The following is a 17,241-nucleotide window of genomic DNA, read 5'->3' on the forward strand; positions in this document are numbered from 1 at the left end:
TCCGGGGTTTTTTTGTTATTTCGCCCCCCCCTATTTCCCCCTCCCCCCCCGGTTCTAGGCGCAAAAAAACGGCCCCGCACAAGGCGGGGCCGCTGGGCACGCTCTGGGAGAGAGAGGATCAGAAGCGTGCGCCGATACCCACACCCACGGTCCACGGGTCGAGCTTGAGGTCGCGCTGCACCGTCTGGCCGGCCTGCTTGACGTCCGCACGGCTGCGCAGGTAGCGCGCATCGGCACGGGCGAACCAGGTGGAGTTGATGTTCATATCGACACCGACCGTGCCGATCGCGCCCTTGGGCGTGGTCAGGCTGACATGGTCACCACCGCCGCCGAGGTCTTCCTTGCTGATGTTGGACTGGTGGTAGCCCAAACCGACGAACGGACGGAAGGTGTTGTCGACGTCACCGAAGTGGTACTGGCCGCTCAGCGCGATGGGCTGCTGCTCGACGGTGCCGATCTTGCCGCCGTCCTGCTTGACGCGATGATCGAACGAATCGAGCGCGCCCCACAGCTCGGCGCTGATGTTGTCGGTGAAGTTGTACGACACCGAGGCGGTCGGCGCCGGGCCGCCATCGACCTTCAGCCCGTTGTTCCGCTCGCTGTCGTTGGTCGGCTGCAGCAGCGTGACGCCGCCGACGACCGAGAAACGCTTGCCGGCCGCGGTGTCGGTGTCCTGGGCGAAGGCCGCGGACGAGACCGCGAGCGAGGCCAGGGTGGCGAGGATGAGGCTGCGCTTGTTGAGGATGGACGCGTTCGGCTTCATGGGGGAGTTCTCCTTATGCTTGTTGCCTTTGGCGCCGGCAGCGCGAACGCGCCGGCGGGATTCTCGCGGTCGGGACCGGAAGTCCTGTCGCGACCCTCCTCTTCGGGAAGGCGCGGCCATGCTGTCTGGGTCATCCTGAATCGGCGATTTGCGCTATCTGAAGCGTTCCTGACGCTTCACGCCGGCTTCGGAAATCTGCGCAGCGCGTTCATCGCAAGGCCCGTTGCCAAGCGGGTTCGTTGGGCGCGGGCCACAACCACCGTGGCTGTACCCCAGACGAACGCCATGGACGCGACGCAACGTTCCGCGATCGACTTGGGTGCCTGATGCGGCATCACGGCAGTTGGCGCCGGACCTGCGGGGCGCCACAATAGTGGGTCACGAGATGCCCGGAGGGCCGCATGGCCGACCTGAAAGAAGCGCGCGTTCCCGACATTGGCGGGTATGACGATGTCCCGGTGATCGAGGTGCTGGTCGCCGTCGGCGATACGGTGTCGGTCGACCAGGGCCTGGTCACGCTGGAATCGGACAAGGCCACGATGGAAGTGCCCTCGACCGTCGCCGGTGTGGTCCGGGAACTGAAGGTCAAGGTCGGCGACAGCCTGTCGGAAGGCAGCGTGGTCGCGCTCATCGAGGCCCAGGGTGACGCGGCTGATGCATCTCCCCCGCAAGCGGAGGAGGTCGACGCGCGCAGCGCGTCGGGTGGGGGCACGGCGCAGGACAAAGGCGGTACGGCACCTGCCCCAGCCTCCGCTGCCAGCGGGACCGCGCGTGAAGAAGCGCCCCAGGCGCCGGCCGGCGGCGGTGGCACGCAGGAATCGAAGGTGCCCGACATCGGTGGCTACGACGACGTGCCGGTGATCGAGGTGCTGGTCGCCGTCGGCGACACCGTGGCCAAGGACCAGGGCCTGGTCACGCTGGAATCGGACAAGGCCACGATGGAAGTGCCGGCCGCGGTCGCCGGCGTGATCAAGGAGTTGAAGATCAAGGTCGGCGACACCCTGTCGGAAGGCAGCGTGGTCGCGGTCATCGAGGCCCAGGGCGATACGGCGCAGGAGCGCGCGGCCGATTCACCTCCCCCGCGAGCGGGGGAGGTCGATGCACGGAGCGCGTCGGGTGGGGGCGGGGCCGGCGCGCCCGCCAAGTCCAAGGACGACAGCGCGGTCGAGCCGGTCGCGCCGCAGGCCAAGGCCGATCCGATCGCGCAGGCCTCGATGGACCATCGGCCGGCCGGCAGCGGCCAACCGCCGGTCCGTTTCGATGCCGAGGCGATCCTGCCGGGCAACGTGCCCTACGCCAGCCCCGCGGTGCGGCTGTTCGCACGCGAGCTCGGCGTCGATCTGGCCCAGGTGCGCGGGACTGCACGCGCCGGGCGCATCACGCGCGAGGACGTGCAGCAGTTCGTCAAGGGCGTGCTGGCCGGCGGTGGCGCCTCGAAGGCCGGTGCACCGGCCGCGGCCGGCGGCGGCCTGAACCTGCTGCCGTGGCCGAAGGTCGACTTCGCCAAGTTCGGCGAGGTCGAGGTCCAGGAACTGGGCCGCATCCAGAAGATCTCGGCCGCCAACCTCGCGCGCAACTGGGCGATGATCCCGCACGTCACGCAGCACGACGATGCCGACATCACCGATCTGGAAGCGCTGCGCGTGCAGCTCAACAAGGAGAATGAGAAGGCCGGCATCAAGCTGACCATGCTCGCGTTCCTGATCAAGGCTTCGGTCGCGGTGCTCAAGCAGTACCCGCGCTTCAACAGCTCGCTCGACGCGGCCGGCGAGACGCTGACGCTCAAGAAGTACTTCCATATCGGCTTCGCCGCCGACACGCCCAACGGGCTGGTCGTGCCGGTGATCCGCGACGCCGACAAGAAGGGTGTGCTGGAGATCTCCCAGGAGATGTCGGCGCTGGCCAAGAAGGCGCGCGACGGCAAGCTCGGCCCGGCGGACATGCAGGGCGGGTGTTTTTCGATCAGTTCGCTGGGCGGCATCGGCGGCACCAGCTTCACCCCGATCGTCAACGCGCCGGAAGTGGCGATCCTGGGCGTGTCGAAGTCGGCGATCAAGCCGGTCTGGGACGGCAAGCAGTTCCAGCCGCGCCTGATCCTGCCGCTGTCGCTGTCCTACGATCACCGGGTCATCGACGGCGCCGCGGCCGCGCGCTTCACCGCGACGCTGGCGCAGTTGCTCGGCGATATGCGCCGGGTGCTGCTGTAAGAACCCGCTCAATGTCCTGCTGCGCTTGCCATCCGACGCGCGTGCGGTGCTCGGCATGCTCACGTACCCCACGTACGCTGCGCTTCCTGCCCGCCGCCACGCGCCACTTGGCGGCGCTCGCGACGGACCTTGACCGGGTGCAACGCAAGCACTGGTTGCCGGCATGAGCGATCCGTCCACGCGCGAGCGGGCGCGATTGACGTTGCGCCATGCCGGCATCGCCGATATTCCGGCGATCGTCGCACTGAGCGAGCGCGTCTACGGACGCGACAACGGCTACACGGCCGAGATGCTCAACGGCCAGATCGCACAGTTTCCGCAGGGCGTGTTCGTGGCGTTCTACGACGGCGTTGCGGTCGGCTACTGCGGCACGTTCCGCATCGACGAGCGCACCGCGATGGCGCCGCACCGCTGGCTGGAGATTTCCGGCGGCGGCTATGCCTCGCGGCATCTGTCGACCGGCGACTGGCTCTACGGCATGGAGGTCTGCGTCGACCCCGACCATCGCGGGTTGCGCATCGGCCGCCGGCTCTACGAGCTGCGCAAGCGGCTGTGCCAGGAGCTGCGGCTCAAAGGCATCGTGTTCGGCGGACGGCTGCCGGGCTTTTCGCGCCGCGCCCGTACCTATCGCGGCGACGTGCGCGCGTATGTCGCCGACGTGTGCGCCGGGCGCATCCGCGACCGCGCGCTGAGCTTCCAGCTGCGCAACGGCTTCGAGCTGATCGGCGTGTTGCCCGGCTACCTGCCGCAGGACACCGAATCGGCCGGCTACGCCGCGCACCTGGTCTGGCGCAATCCCAAGATCGACCCGGACGCCGACCCGCGCGGCACCGCGCGCCCGTTGCCCGATTCGGTCCGCGTGGCGACCGTGCAGTACCAGCAGCGCCGCGTGGCATCGTTCGAAGAGTTCGCCACCCAGGTCGAGTATTTCGTCGACATCGCGGCCGACTACCGCGCCGACTTCGTGGTCTTCCCCGAGCTGTTCACGCTGCAGCTGCTGTCGGTGGAGAACAAGCCGCTGTCGCCGGTCGACTCGCTGCTGGCGCTGACCGGTTACACCGAGCGTTTCGCCCAACTGCTGTGCGAGTTGGCGGTTCGCCACAACATCAACATCATCGGCGGCTCGCATCCGACCCGGACCAGCGACGACGACGACGGCAAGGTGCGCAACATCTGCTACGTCGCGCTGCGCGACGGCTCGCTGCATACCCGCGACAAGCTGCACCCCACGCCCAACGAGCGCACCTGGTGGGGGATCGGCGGCGGCGACAGCGCCCAGGCGATCATGACCGACTGCGGCCCGATCGGAGTGATGATCTGCTACGACAGCGAATTCCCCGAGCTTGGCCGGCACCTGGTCGACCAGGGCGCGATGATCCTGTTCGTGCCGTTCTGCACCGACACCCGCGAAGGCTACCTGCGGGTGCGCTACTGCTCGCAGGCGCGCGCGGTGGAGAACCAGTGCTACGTGGTGCTGTCGGGCAACGTCGGCAACCTGCCGGGCGTGAACAACTTCGATATCCAGTACGCGCAGAGCTGCATCCTCACACCCTGCGATTTCCCGTTCGCGCGCGACGGCGTCGCCGCCGACACCACGCCCAATGTCGAGCAGGTGGCGTTCGCCGACCTGCGCCTCAACGATCTGACGGTTGCGCGCAACGACGGCACCGTGCAGAACCTCAACGACCGCCGCCATGACCTGTATACGCTGAGCTGGGCCCGGCGCCCGGCATCGCGCGTGGCGGTGCCAGAACAGACGCAACCCCCGGAGAACGCGTGATGGCCAAGACCCTCGAAGTGACAGTCCCCGACATCGGCGGCTACGACGACGTGCCGGTGATCGAGGTGCTGGTCGCCGTCGGCGACACCGTCGCCAAGGACCAGGGCCTGGTCACGCTGGAATCGGACAAGGCGACGATGGAAGTGCCGTCCTCGCACGCGGGCGTGATCAAGGCGCTGAAGGTCAAGGTCGGCGACACGTTGTCGGAAGGCAGCGTGGTTGCGGTGATTGAAGCCGAGGGCGACACCGACGGCGACGCCAAGCCGGCTGCGGGATCTGCCAGCAAGGCGCCGCCACCCCAGCCCGCCCCCGCGAACGGGGGCGGCAGCAAGCGCGAGGCACCTGGCAGCCATCCGCCGGTCGCGCGCTCGCATCGCGCGCCGGCCGAGCCAGACGCGGTGAAGGCCGCCCCGTCGTCGGGCCGCAAGGCTGACGTGGAGTGCCGCATCGTCGTGCTCGGCTCCGGCCCCGGCGGCTATACCGCCGCGTTCCGCGCCGCCGATCTCGACCTGGACACTGTGCTGATCGAGCGTTACGACACGCTCGGCGGTGTCTGCCTCAACGTCGGCTGCATCCCCTCGAAGGCCCTGCTGCACGCGGCCGACGTCATCGACCAGGCACAGCACGCCAGCGACTACGGCGTGGCGTTCGGTGCCCCGGAGATCTCGCTCGACAAGCTGCGCAGCTACAAGGACAAGGTCGTCGGCCAGCTGACCAAGGGCCTGGCCGGGATGGCCAAGCAGCGCAAGGTACGGGTGGTCGCCGGCACCGGCACCTTCGTGTCGCCGAACGAAATCGAGGTGGTCGCCCAGGACGGCAAGACCACGCTGGTGCGATTCGAGCAGTGCATCATCGCCGCCGGCTCGCAGGCGCTCAAACTCCCGGGCTTTCCCTGGGACGACCCGCGCGTGATGGATTCGACCGATGCGTTGGAGCTGGCCGAGGTGCCCAAGCAGTTGCTGGTCGTGGGCGGCGGCATCATCGGTCTGGAGATGGCCACCGTGTACCGCGCGCTCGGCGCGCAGGTCACCGTGGTCGAACTCGCCGACCAGCTGATGCCCGGCGCCGACAAGGATCTGGTCAAGCCGTTGGCCGACCGGCTCAAGAAGCAGGGCGTATCGGTGCACTTGAAGACCAAGGTCGTCGAGGCCAAGCCGGAGAAAACCGGCATCGTCGTCGCGTTCGATGGCGAGAGCATTCCCGACACGACGCTGTACGACCGCGTGCTGGTCGCCGTCGGCCGCTCGCCCAACGGCGCCAAGATCGGCGCCGACAAGGCCGGCGTGCGGGTGGGCGAACGCGGCTTCATCCAGGTCGACGCGCAGATGCGCACCAACGTGCCGCACATCTTCGCGATCGGCGATCTGGTCGGCCAGCCGATGCTCGCCCACAAGGCCACGCACGAGGGCAAGCTCGCGGCCGAGGTCGCGGCGGGCGAAAAGAAGGAATGGGTCGCGCGGGTGATTCCGTCGGTGGCCTACACCGACCCGGAGATCGCCTGGGTCGGCATCACCGAGACCGAAGCCAAGGCCAAGGGGCTCAAGGTGGGCGTGGGCAAGTTCCCGTGGGCGGCCAGCGGCCGTGCGATCGGCCTGGGTCGCACCGAGGGTTTCACCAAGCTGGTGTTCGACGAGGCCACGCATCGGATCGTCGGTGCCGGCATCGTCGGCGTGCATGCCGGCGATCTGATCGCCGAAGCTGCGCTGGCGATCGAAATGGGGGCCGAAGTCGCCGACATCGGCCACACGATCCATCCCCATCCCACGCTCAGCGAATCGGTGGCGATGGCCGCCGAGGTCTACGACGGCACGATCACCGATCTCTACCTGCCCAAGCGCAAGTAGTCCTCCAGCGCGGCGGATGCCGCGCATGCCGGTGCGTGCGTGCCGATGAACCGGGCAAGCCGCCGGCGCCATCGATCGACGGTGCCGCGCGGCCGGAGCGGGGCCTGTGTACGGCGTGCACGGGCCAGTGGCGGCGTCGACGCGATGCGTGCGGACAGCGCGCAGATCCGGCTTGCGGGCAAGTGCCCGACAGGCCGTGGAAGCGCGGAACCGAAAGACGCCTGTCAGGACACGAGTGCCGGCCGGGATGTTTGAATTGCTGTGCGATCGGCGCCGGCATCTCCAGGCCCGGTCGCGACAGGAACAAGCTCGCAGTCGCGCTCGCATGCCCGCAACTGTTCCGGCCGCGCGCGGCCAACGGGCGATACGCGACGGCGCCGTTTTGTTGCAGTGCATGGTGACAACGCCGTCCGTCCGCTATACACCTGCGTCCGAATGGTAGCGCTATCAGTCGGCTGCCTTTCGTGACACGTGGGTGAGCTGGGGGGCAGTGCGCCAGGCAGGGGGCCTGGATGCGGTGCGGGGTGACGAAGGCTGTTTCGCCAGGATCGTTTGCACGACACAGCAAACGGGTGCTGCCGTGTTGGGGCGCCCGTTGCGGTGGGAAACGGACGCTTCGTCGAGCCCGAGCGCGCACGCGAGGTACAGAGGTCGGTAGTGCCGGATCCGCTGCCTGCGGAGACGGATCGTGACGTACGCCGGGAGCCGCCAGCTCGCGGTTGTTTCCATTCCGATGCTGAGGACCCGTCAATGAGCATGAAGTTCAGGCGTTTGAAGTCGACGGCAATGTTCACCTTCGTGGGGGGTGTGCTGATCATCAACCCCGCGTTCGCACAACAACCGCCGACGCCGCCCAATCCGAGTGCGGACACACGTGCCGCCTCCGAGCCGCAGGACGCCACGACGCTCGATGCGGTCGTGGTCAGTGGCATCCGCAACAGTCTCAGCCAGGCGATGGACACCAAGCGCGACGCGGCGGGCGTGATCGATGTGATCAGTGCCGAGGACATCGGCAAGTTCCCCGACACCAATCTCGCCGAGTCGCTGCAGCGCATCACCGGCATCTCGATCGAGCGCCGTGACGGCGAAGGCGCGCAGGTCACGGCCCGCGGCTTCGGGCCGCAGTTCAACATGGTCACCCTCAACGGTCGCCAGGTGCCCGGCGCGGACGCCTTCGGCGCCGCCGGTCAGGTGGCGATCGGTGGCGTGGACGGCGGGACGCGCGCCTTCAACTTCGCGCAGTTGGCGGCCGAATCGATCAGCGGCATCGAGGTGTACAAGACCAGCCAGGCGCACGTGCCGAGCGGCGGCATGGGCGCGACCATCAACATCCTCACCGACAGGCCCTTCAACCACACGGGCATCGTCGCCAGCGCAGGGGCCAAGGCGGTATCGGATCGCAGCCAACTGTTCGACGACGACTTGACCCCCGAACTGTCGGGGATCTTCAGCTACACCAACGCCGACCGGACCTTCGGCGTGGGCTTGAGCGGCAGCTACCAGAAGCGCAAGGGCGGCTCGGTGCAGGCCACCGAGAACTATTGGAACGTCCAGCCGTGGACGGGCACGATGCCGGGCAATCCGCAGGTGACCAACGCGCCGGGCGTCGGCGACCTCTACGCGCGCCCCAACGACCTGCGCTACGCGTTTTCCGAGTTCGACCGCGAGCGCATCAACGGTCAGGCGGTGCTGCAGTTCGCGCCTACCGACAGCCTGACCCTGACCCTCGACTACACCTACTCCACCAACGAGATCACCGAAAATCGCGGCGAGCAGGGCATGTGGCTGCAGAACAGCGACTACACCCATGTCGAGTTCGACACCTCCGGTGCGGTGGCCACGCCGATCTACATCCGCGAGATCGCCGGCACCAAGGATTTCGGCCTCGAGCAACAGCGCAGCATGCAGAAGTATCGGCTGGGCTCGCTGGGCTTCAACGCGGTCTGGGACGTCAACAGTGATTTCCGGCTGAGCTTCGACGCGCACAACTCCAAGACCGAGAGCCTGCCCAACGATCCGCTCACCGGTGGCGGCTCGATCTTCATGAGCGTGGCGGGCACCAACAACTGCACAACCGGGCCCCATTGCGGCGGCTCGTGGGTGCAGGAGTTGGTCTTCAACAACGGCCTGCCGGTCGGCACCCAGACCTGGTATCCCACCACAGCCGACGCGATCGCCGGAACCAACGGGGTCGTCAATCCCGGCTTTGTCGCTGGCGAGATCGGCTCCCAGGTGCTGCGCGTCAATGCGCAGACCCAGGTCAGCGAGATCGAGCAGGCCCGACTCGATGGCGAATGGGTGTTCGATCAGGGCCGCTTCCAGTTCGGCGTGGATTCCAGCACCGCGAAGACCCATCGCCTGCAGGCGGCGGAGGCGTATTCGACGCTGGGCGACTGGGGCGTGGCCAACGTCGATGGGGATGTGGCAGGCGGCTTGATGGATCTGCTGCAGCCGCTCGACCTGGTGGGCCTGTTCCACGGGCGCAGCATCAGCAGTTGGCCGGCCTGGCGGGGCGATGCCGGTGCGCTGGCCCAATGGGCACGGGGGCAGTACGGCGTCGGCCTGGGCGTGAGCCCGCAGAATGCGGCGGACAACCGGGTGGAGGAGAAGACCCGCTCGGCCTACATGCAGGTCTCGCTGGACGGCGAACTGGGCGGCTTCACCACCAATACCCGCATCGGTGTGCGCTACGAGACCACCGATGTCGTCTCCACGTCGGTCATCGCCACCCCCGAGGCGATCGAGTGGCAATCCAACAACGATTTCCGCATCGTGCTGTCCGATCAACTCGAACCCTTCAGCGAGTCGAGCAGTTACAGCTACATCCTGCCGAACCTGGATTTCAGCATCGACTTCACCGACCAGCTCAAGGGCCGGGCCTCGTTCGGCAAGAGCATCGCGCGCGCGCCCTACGGCAATCTCTATGCAGGCCCCGGCGCGCAGCAGCCCTTCGGCTCGGTCCTGCTGGACCCGTCAAGCCGGGCCAGCGGCAACGCGCAGAATCCTTCGCTCAAGCCGCTGGAGTCGGACAACCTCGACTTCGCGCTGGAATGGTACTTCGCCGAATCGAGCTACGTCTCGCTGACCTACTGGAACAAGTCGGTCAGCAACTTCGTCGGCAATACCGTGAGCCAGGAGTCCCTTTACGGCTTGACCGACCCGACCTCCGGGCCCGACGCCCAGGCCGCGCTGGCGTTCTTGCAGAGCGCGCAGTGCCGCGAGCAGGTGGGGCCGGCCAACGCGGCGGCGTGCTCGGGCAATGACACCTCGCTGTTCACCGCGCTGGCGCTGCTGCGCAACGATCCCGCGGGTCTGGGCGCGTTCAACGGCACCGGTGCCCAGGCGCTGGCGACCGAGGCCGCCTACGACCTGTACGGCACGCCGGACGATCCGCTGTACCTGTTCAACGTCAACCGGCCGATCAACCAGAACCAGTCCAAGCTGCACGGATGGGAGCTTGGAGGCCAGTACTTCTTCGGCGACAGCGGGTTCGGGATCCTGGCCAACTACACCATCGTGCAGGGCGATGTGGGCTACGACGATGGCGGCGATCCGGGCATCGACCAGTTCTCGCTCACCGGGCTGAGCGATACCGCCAACGTCATGTTCATGTACGAGAAGTACGGCTGGTCGGTCCGCCTGGCGTGGAACTGGCGCGATGAGTACCTGATCCTCGCCAACCAGGGCGCCAGCCGGAATCCCTATTACGTGGAGGCCTACCAGCAGTGGGATCTGAGCGTGAACTACGCGCTCGATGCGCACTGGTCGTTCGGGCTGGAAGCGATCAACCTGACCAGTGAGGAGGTGCGTTGGCACGCGCGTACCGATCAGCAGATCATGAAGCTGGCCGATCAGCGTCCGCGCTACATGCTGGGAGTCCGCTACAAGTTCTAGAGAGGGGGGCGCGCGGGCCGCCGGCCCCGTCGCTGGACTCGGCGTCGGTCGTAGACCGGCCGATCCGGCGGCGGGGGCCGCTGTGGATGGCCGGCGTCACAGGTGGGAAACCGGCACGACGGAGAGGTGATGGCGCGTTACGAACTGCTCAACAACGTGGCGCACAAGGACTTGCGCGTCGCGACCGGCTTCGGCGCGCAGTTCGGCGACGACGTGGGCATGGTGCCGGCGTTCCCCAGCGAGTACGCCGAACTGCAGCGCGAGTACCCGATCTTCTTCCGGAAGGACTCGGACGGTCAGTGGGGCTCGGTGGCGTTGCTGGGATTCGAACAACGGGAAAACCTGTACCTGCGCGACGGCCGCTGGAATGCCGCCTACCTGCCCGGTGCCGCGGCGAAGGGGCCGTTCCTCATCGGCTTCCAGGAGCAGCGCATCGATGGCGAGCTCCGCCGCGAGCCGGTGATCCATGTCGATCTCGATCACCCGCGGGTCCGCACGGACGAGGGCGAGCCGGTGTTTCTGCCGCAGGGCGGCAACAGCCCGTACCTCGATCATGTCGCCGGCGTGCTGCGCGGTATCCGCGACGGCGTCGAGTTCGGCGCAGCCATGCTCGCGGCCTTCGATGCCCTGGGGCTGATCCAGCCGGTCACGCTGGCGGTGGACCTGGACGATCGCCATCGGGTGGATGTCGGGGGGCTGCACAGCATCGACCGCGAGGCCTTGGCAGCGCTGGACGGACCGGCGCTGGCGCGGTTGAACCGGGCGGGTTACCTGGAAGGGGCGTACCTGGTGCTGGCCTCGCTGCACAACGTGCGTCGGCTGATGGCCGAGAAGCAGCGCCGCCTGCGCGAGCAGGACGCGGCGACGCCGCTCCCGGACGCCTGAGCGCCATGCCGGCGGTCATGCGCTCGATCGAGGTCCGCGACGCGGACGCACTGCCGCTCGATGCACTGGTGTCCGAGGGGCAGCCGGTGCTGCTCAAAGGCGTGGCGCGCGACTGGGGACTGGTACATGCGGGGCAGGTCTCCACCGCCTCGGCCATGGCGTATCTGCGCGGCTTCGACACCGGCCGGCCGGTCACCTATTCGTTTGGCGATCCCGCGATCCAGGGACGCCCGTTCTACAACGAGGATTTCACCGCTCTGAATGTCGAGGTCCGTCGCGGCGGGCTCGGCGAGGTCCTGGATGCGATCGCAGCCCATCTCGACGACGCCCAGCCGCCGACCTACTACGTCGCCTCGCTGCCGGTGGCGGGCGCCTTGCCGGGGTTCGGCCAGGAGAACGACTTGCGCCTGGCCGACCGTGGCGTCCCTGCGGTGCCGGGTATCTGGATCGGCAACCGGGTCGTGGCCTCCTGCCATTACGACGTGCCCGACAACCTGGCCGTCTGCGCGGTGGGGCAACGGGCGTTCACCGTGTTCCCGCCCGAGCAGATCGACAACCTCTACCCGGGGCCGCTCGATCCCACGCCTGGCGGGCAAGTCGTGAGCCTGGTCGACTTCGACCGGCCCGACCCTGCGCGCCATCCGCGCTTTCACAAGGCGCTGGCCCATGCGCAGACCGCGCTGCTGGCGCCGGGCGATGCCATCTTCATTCCCGGCATGTGGTGGCATCACGTGCGCAGCCTCGCGCCGTTCAACGTGCTGGTCAATTACTGGTGGCGCAACGCGCCGGCATTCCTGCCATCGCCGGTGTCGGCGCTCCACCACGCGCTGTGGGCGATCCGCGACCTGCCCGAGCGGGACAAGGCGGCCTGGCGGCACGTCTTCGACTACTACGTGTTCGGGCCGAGCGCGCGCGCGGGCGAGCACATCCCCGAGCAGGCGCGCGATGTGCTGGGCACGATCGACGAGACCCGGGCGCGACGCATCCGCGCCCTGCTGCTGGGCCAATTGAACCGGTGAACGGACACGGAGGCGAGGCGATGGACGAGCACCAGGCAGCGCCTGGCCGGATACGCAAGGTGGTGATCGCCGGCGGCGGCACGGCGGGCTGGCTGGCCGCGTGCGCGCTCGCCCACCAGTTCCGCGATCGGCTGGACATCACGCTGGTGGAGTCGGAACAGATCGGTACGGTGGGCGTGGGGGAATCCACCGTGCCGCCGATCCGGACCTTCCACCGCTTCGTCCAGATCGACGAGCAGGCGTTTCTGCGCGCGGTGTCCGGTACATTCAAGCTCTCGATTTCGTTCGAGCACTGGCGGCGCCCCGGCGATCGCTACATCCACCCGTTCGGGGTCACCGGACAGGGGACGCGGGCGGCGGCCTTCCATCATTTCTGGCTCGACAGCCAACGACGCGGCATGCCGTCGGCGCTGGGCGACTTCTGCCTGGAGACGCTCGCCTCGCGCGCCGACCGGTTCTCGCTCGACACCGACCCGCAGGTCAACTACGCCTATCATCTCGACGCCGGCCTCTATGCGAAGTTCCTGCGCGCGCAGGCCGAGCGCCATGGCCTGGTACGGGTCGAGGGCCGGATCGAAACGGTCGTGCGCCATGCGATCAGCGGCCATGTCGAGGCCCTGGTGCTGGATGGCGAGCGGCGGATCGACGGCGACCTGTTCATCGATTGCACCGGCTTTCGCGGTCTGCTGATCGAGCAGACCCTGCAGACCGGGTACGAGGACTGGAGCCAGTGGCTGCCCTGCGACCGGGCGGTCGCGGTCCAGACCGAGCCGGTGGGTCCGCCAGTGCCGTACACGCGCGCGATCGCACACGAGGCGGGCTGGCGCTGGCACATCCCGCTGCAGCATCGGGTCGGCTGCGGCCTGGTGTTCTCCAGCCGGTATATGTCCGACGATCAGGCCCGGGCCAAATTGCTGCGCGATGTCGGCGCGCGGCCGCTGCGCGATCCCTGGGTGGTGCCGTTCCGCACTGGCCGCAGGCGCAAGGCGTGGAACGGCAACGTGGTCTCGCTGGGCCTGGCCAGCGGCTTCATCGAACCCCTGGAATCGACCAGCTTGCACTTGACCATCAGTGCCGTCATGCGGCTGATCCAGCTGTTCCCGTTCGAAGGCATCTCGCCGACGCTGGTGGATCTGTTCAACACGGTCAGCCGCGCGGAGATGGAGCACGTGCGGGATTTCATCATCCTGCATTACCACGCCACCCACCGCGACGAGCCGATGTGGGCGGCGTGCCGGGACATGGCGCTGCCGCCGTCGCTGGAGCTCCGCCTGCGGGCCTGGCGCGAGCGCGCCCATGCCTGGCAGGGCGCCGATGAACTCTTCCGGGTCGATTCGTGGACACATGTGCTGCTGGGGCAGGGCATCGTGCCCCGGCAGCATCACCCCCTGGCGCGCGCGCTGCGCGACGAGGATCTGGGTCATCTGCTGCGTGCGCTCCGCGAGCCGGTCGAACGCGCACTCGAGCAGATGCCCTCCCAGCAGGCCTTCATCGATCGCTACTGCAAGGCGGATGCCGCGATCTGGGGTGCGCGGTCCGCTGCGCAGTAGCCGGCTCGCCCGCAAAAAAGAGCGAAGCCGCGGCTCGGGCCGCGGCTTCGTCGTCCACTCGTTGCCGGCAGATCGGCTTAGAAGCGGAAGGTCACACCCGCCATCGGGCCGTGCACCTTCAGGTCGCCGGTCAGCTTGCCGCCGTAGGGGTAAGGGCCGGCGTCGATGCCCTCGGGCGCGCGCGCGGTGCCCTTGTAATCATCGGAGAGCTTGAGGCGGAACCAGTCGTAGCCGGCGTGGATGCCGAAGCGCTCGCTGACCATGTACTCGACGATCAGGCCACCGCGTTCGAAGTGACCCCGCTCGTCGAGGAAGTCGCCCCAGCGGGTGTCGAGGTACTGGGCTTCCAGGCCGACGGTCCAGCGTTCGGCGGGCGTCCAGGTCAGGCGGGTATGCAGGCCCGGCGAAAAACCGTCGCGCTTCCAGCGGACAGTTTCGAACTGCGGATCGACCAGGTCGGTGCCTTCGGAAGCGCCGTTGGCGAATGCCTCCAGTTCTGCATAGGTCACGCCCAGGCCCAGGCCCCACTGGAAGCTGTCGCTCTTCATCACGCTGTACTCGTAGTTGAGGCTGGCGAGGCTGAAGGACAGGCGGCCGTCGATGCGGGCAGCGGGGATGTCGATCGGCTCACCGCTGCCGCCGATCGTGCCGGTATCGAGCACGGTGCCGCCATAGTTCCAGGTCTCGTCGCGGCGGTAGTCGTAGTAATTGCCGACCAGGGCCTGGCGGTCGCTGATGCGGAAGCCGAACGCGCCGCGCGGACGCCACTCGCGGCCGGTGTCGAAGCTCTCGTTGAAACCGAACGTCGCCTCGTCAGTGCCGTCGGTGACGGTGCCGTTGCCCGAGAACCCCAACTCGGCCTCGGGATTGAAGGCGCTCAGGCGCAGGACGAAGCGATCGTCGCGGCTCTGGGCGTGGGCCGGCATCGCGAGCGTGGCCAGGACCAATGCGACCGGGAGGGCGGCCAGGGCGAGGGAGCGGAAGGGGGTCGAGGACATCGGCGTGCCAGAGTCGTGGGAGAGGAGGCGATGGTCGGTAAGTGAAGGTCTTGCTCGCGTGAAGTGATGGCGCGGATAACGAATGGCCTACTCACTGATGTCCCGGCCGGGCGGGGGATCTGGCGGTGGACGGGCGATCGGCGCGCCGTGCCGGACCGGACCGATTCGTGCATCGGAAGCGGGCAAGCGCCCCAGTCGAGGCGGGGTGAGCCTGGGTGGCCTGCGCGGCAGTGGCGCGCATCCACGCGAGCGCCACGCGTGCTTCGCGTGGTCGGACCGCGTCGCGGCCTTGCCGAGGGAAGAGCGACGACCGGGCGGCAGGCCGCTGCCCCTTCGGGGCAGAGGCAGAGCCAAAAAAGAGCCCCGGCGGCGGGCCAGGGCTCGGGTGACGATCTGCGGACACGACCGACGAGGAAAGTACGGCAGATCGGGCACGGTAGATCGGACCCTGCCGATGGGCACAAGTTCCGCATTGCACCGAAGAAAATTATGAATGGGGCGCGCGTTTTGCCCGTACCGGTGCCCGGCGCGGTAACGGGACCTTCGCCGGTTGTGGGTCAAATGGCTCCGCTGCTATACTTTTGCGGCTCGACGGGGCCGTTTCGACGCGTTCCGTGTCCCTCAGATGCCCAGGATCCTGATGTGTTGACATCCGTCGCTGTCGGTCGGCGGCTGGCACAGCGCGCACTCGTCTGGCAGGCGGTGGCGATCGCGGTGACGGCCCTGGCCTTCCTTGCAAAGGATGGCGCCTGGGCGCTGGCGGCCGTACTCGGCGGCGCGGCGATCGCGATCGGCGGCTGGCTGTCGAGCGCGATTGCGCTGGGGGGCGGGGTCAATCCTTCGGCAGGCGCGCTTGCGCGGCTGCTGGCGGGAATGGCGCTGAAGTGGGTCGTGGTGGTGGCCGTGTTGCTGCTGGGCACAGGGATGGCGGGCTTACCGCCGGTTCCGATGCTCGCCGGGGTCATCGTCGCGCTCTTCGCGCAGTTGCTTGCGATGGCCAGGCCTCCGGCCGGCTCCTGACACTTCGGCACTGAATTTCAAACACAGGCAGGTCTTCGATCTTATGGCGGCTGATTCGGAACTGACCCCAACCAGCTACATCCAGCATCACCTGCAGAACCTCACGGTTTCGACCGGTGAGGGCGGTTTCTGGACGTTGCACCTGGACACGCTGATCACCGCGCTGCTGATGGGCGGGCTGATGGTGCTGATGTTCTGGATGGCGACGCGCAAGGCCACGTCCGGTGTGCCGGGCAAGTGGCAGGCGTTCGTCGAGATCTGCCTGGAGTTCGTCGACAAGCAGGCGCGCGATACGTATCACGGCACCAGCAAGCTGGTGACGCCGATCGCGATCACGCTGTTCTTCTGGATCCTGCTGATGAACCTGCTGAAGATGATTCCGGCAGACTTCATCGCCAAGCCGCTCGAACTGGCCGGCGTGCATTATTGGAAGCCGGTGCCGACCGCCGACGTCAATGCGACGCTGGGCCTGTCGATCAGCGTGTTCTTCCTGACGGTCTTCTTTGCGCTGCGGTCCAAGGGCCTGGGCGGGTTGACCAAGGAATTTCTGACCGCGCCGTTCGGCAAGTGGATGGTGCCGTTCAACCTGATCCTCAACATCGTCGAGTGGCTGAGCAAGCCGATCTCGCTGGCGATGCGACTGTTCGGCAACATGTTCGGCGGCGAAATCGTGTTCCTGCTGATCTGGGTGCTGGGCGGTGCCGGCCTGCTGGGCATGCTCGGCGGCGGCGTGCTGGGCCTGGGCTGGATGCTGTTCCACCTGCTGGTCATCCCGCTGCAGGCCTTCATCTTCATGATGCTGTCGATCGTCTACCTCAGCCTCGCCGAGGACAGCCACTGATCGGCGGGCGGCACCCGGTTTCGTTCCACCTTTTGTCTCAATCCCAGTTCCACCCTTAACAAGCAATCCGTTCCGGAGAAAACAATGGAAATCGCACTGACCTCGTTCGCCCAGATCCAGGCTTCGACCGTTCTGGCCGTCGGCATCATGATCGGCCTGGCCGCGCTGGGCGCAGGTCTGGGCCTGGCCATCATGGCCGGCAAGTTCCTCGAGTCGGCCGCGCGTCAGCCTGAGCTGATCCCGGTGCTGCAGGTCCGCATGTTCATCACCGCCGGCCTGATCGACGCCGCGTTCATCATCTCGGTCGCCGTCGGCCTGCTGTTCGCGTTCGCTTCGCCGTTCGTCGGCCCGATCGCCGCCCAGATCGCCGGCTGATCCAGACGAGCGCAGGCGCTTCCGATGCGGCCGGCCTACGGCCGCATCGGCGGTGACAGCGGGCA

12 protein-coding genes are annotated in these 17,241 nt (G+C 67.6%); 10 read left to right on the plus strand and 2 right to left on the minus strand.

Annotation, left to right across the window (positions count from 1 at the left end):
- Positions 1-118: 118 nt before the first annotated feature.
- A complete protein-coding gene (locus ABE505_RS15240; RefSeq protein WP_346445384.1) occupies positions 119-763 on the minus strand; it encodes an OmpW family outer membrane protein in 645 nt (214 codons plus the stop codon).
- Between the two features lie 401 nt (positions 764-1,164).
- Between ABE505_RS15240 and ABE505_RS15245 the strand changes: the two genes are divergently transcribed.
- The 7 genes from ABE505_RS15245 to ABE505_RS15275 all read left to right on the plus strand — a co-directional run bounded on the left by ABE505_RS15245 (position 1,165) and on the right by ABE505_RS15275 (position 13,942).
- On the plus strand, positions 1,165-2,970 hold the full coding sequence (locus ABE505_RS15245) for a dihydrolipoyllysine-residue acetyltransferase (protein WP_346445385.1): 1,806 nt from the start codon (positions 1,165-1,167) through the stop codon (positions 2,968-2,970).
- Between the two features lie 163 nt (positions 2,971-3,133).
- On the plus strand, positions 3,134-4,750 hold the full coding sequence (locus tag ABE505_RS15250) for a GNAT family N-acetyltransferase (RefSeq protein WP_346445386.1): 1,617 nt from the start codon (positions 3,134-3,136) through the stop codon (positions 4,748-4,750).
- Positions 4,750-6,594, plus strand: coding sequence for a dihydrolipoyl dehydrogenase (lpdA, locus tag ABE505_RS15255; RefSeq protein ID WP_346445387.1), 1,845 nt, complete (start codon positions 4,750-4,752; stop codon positions 6,592-6,594). The genes ABE505_RS15250 and lpdA overlap by 1 nt, the downstream gene beginning before the upstream one ends.
- A 750-nt stretch (positions 6,595-7,344) precedes the next feature.
- Positions 7,345-10,488 (plus strand): TonB-dependent receptor, encoded by a 3,144-nt coding sequence (locus ABE505_RS15260; RefSeq protein ID WP_346445388.1) that lies wholly within the window; start codon positions 7,345-7,347, stop codon positions 10,486-10,488.
- Positions 10,489-10,617: 129 nt separating this feature from the next.
- Positions 10,618-11,373 (plus strand): SapC family protein, encoded by a 756-nt coding sequence (locus tag ABE505_RS15265; RefSeq protein ID WP_346445389.1) that lies wholly within the window; start codon positions 10,618-10,620, stop codon positions 11,371-11,373.
- A gap of 5 nt (positions 11,374-11,378) precedes the next feature.
- Positions 11,379-12,392, plus strand: coding sequence for a cupin-like domain-containing protein (locus ABE505_RS15270; protein ID WP_346445390.1), 1,014 nt, complete (start codon positions 11,379-11,381; stop codon positions 12,390-12,392).
- Positions 12,393-12,412: 20 nt separating this feature from the next.
- A complete protein-coding gene (locus ABE505_RS15275; protein ID WP_346445391.1) occupies positions 12,413-13,942 on the plus strand; it encodes a tryptophan halogenase family protein in 1,530 nt (509 codons plus the stop codon).
- A 77-nt stretch (positions 13,943-14,019) separates the two neighbouring features.
- Here ABE505_RS15275 and ABE505_RS15280 read toward each other — a convergent pair whose 3' ends face one another.
- Positions 14,020-14,940 carry a hypothetical protein gene (locus ABE505_RS15280; protein ID WP_346445392.1) on the minus strand — a complete coding sequence of 307 codons (921 nt, stop codon included), beginning with the start codon at positions 14,938-14,940 and terminating at the stop codon, positions 14,020-14,022.
- A 642-nt stretch (positions 14,941-15,582) separates the two neighbouring features.
- On the opposite strand from ABE505_RS15280, the gene ABE505_RS15285 reads away from it, so the two are divergent.
- The 3 genes from ABE505_RS15285 (at position 15,583) to atpE (ending at position 17,176) form a co-directional block, all read left to right on the plus strand.
- Positions 15,583-15,960, plus strand: coding sequence for a hypothetical protein (locus ABE505_RS15285; RefSeq protein ID WP_346445393.1), 378 nt, complete (start codon positions 15,583-15,585; stop codon positions 15,958-15,960).
- Positions 15,961-16,003: 43 nt separating this feature from the next.
- Positions 16,004-16,801: a F0F1 ATP synthase subunit A gene (atpB, locus tag ABE505_RS15290; protein ID WP_183427995.1), complete on the plus strand. Its 798-nt coding sequence runs from the start codon at positions 16,004-16,006 to the stop codon at positions 16,799-16,801.
- 84 nt (positions 16,802-16,885) lie between these two features.
- Positions 16,886-17,176, plus strand: coding sequence for a F0F1 ATP synthase subunit C (gene atpE, locus ABE505_RS15295; protein WP_183427994.1), 291 nt, complete (start codon positions 16,886-16,888; stop codon positions 17,174-17,176).
- The last annotated feature ends 65 nt before the right edge of the window (positions 17,177-17,241 follow it).

The sequence above is a fragment of the Luteimonas sp. TWI382 genome (genome assembly GCF_039674545.1).
In the GTDB taxonomy this organism is placed as follows: Bacteria; Pseudomonadota; Gammaproteobacteria; order Xanthomonadales; family Xanthomonadaceae; genus Luteimonas.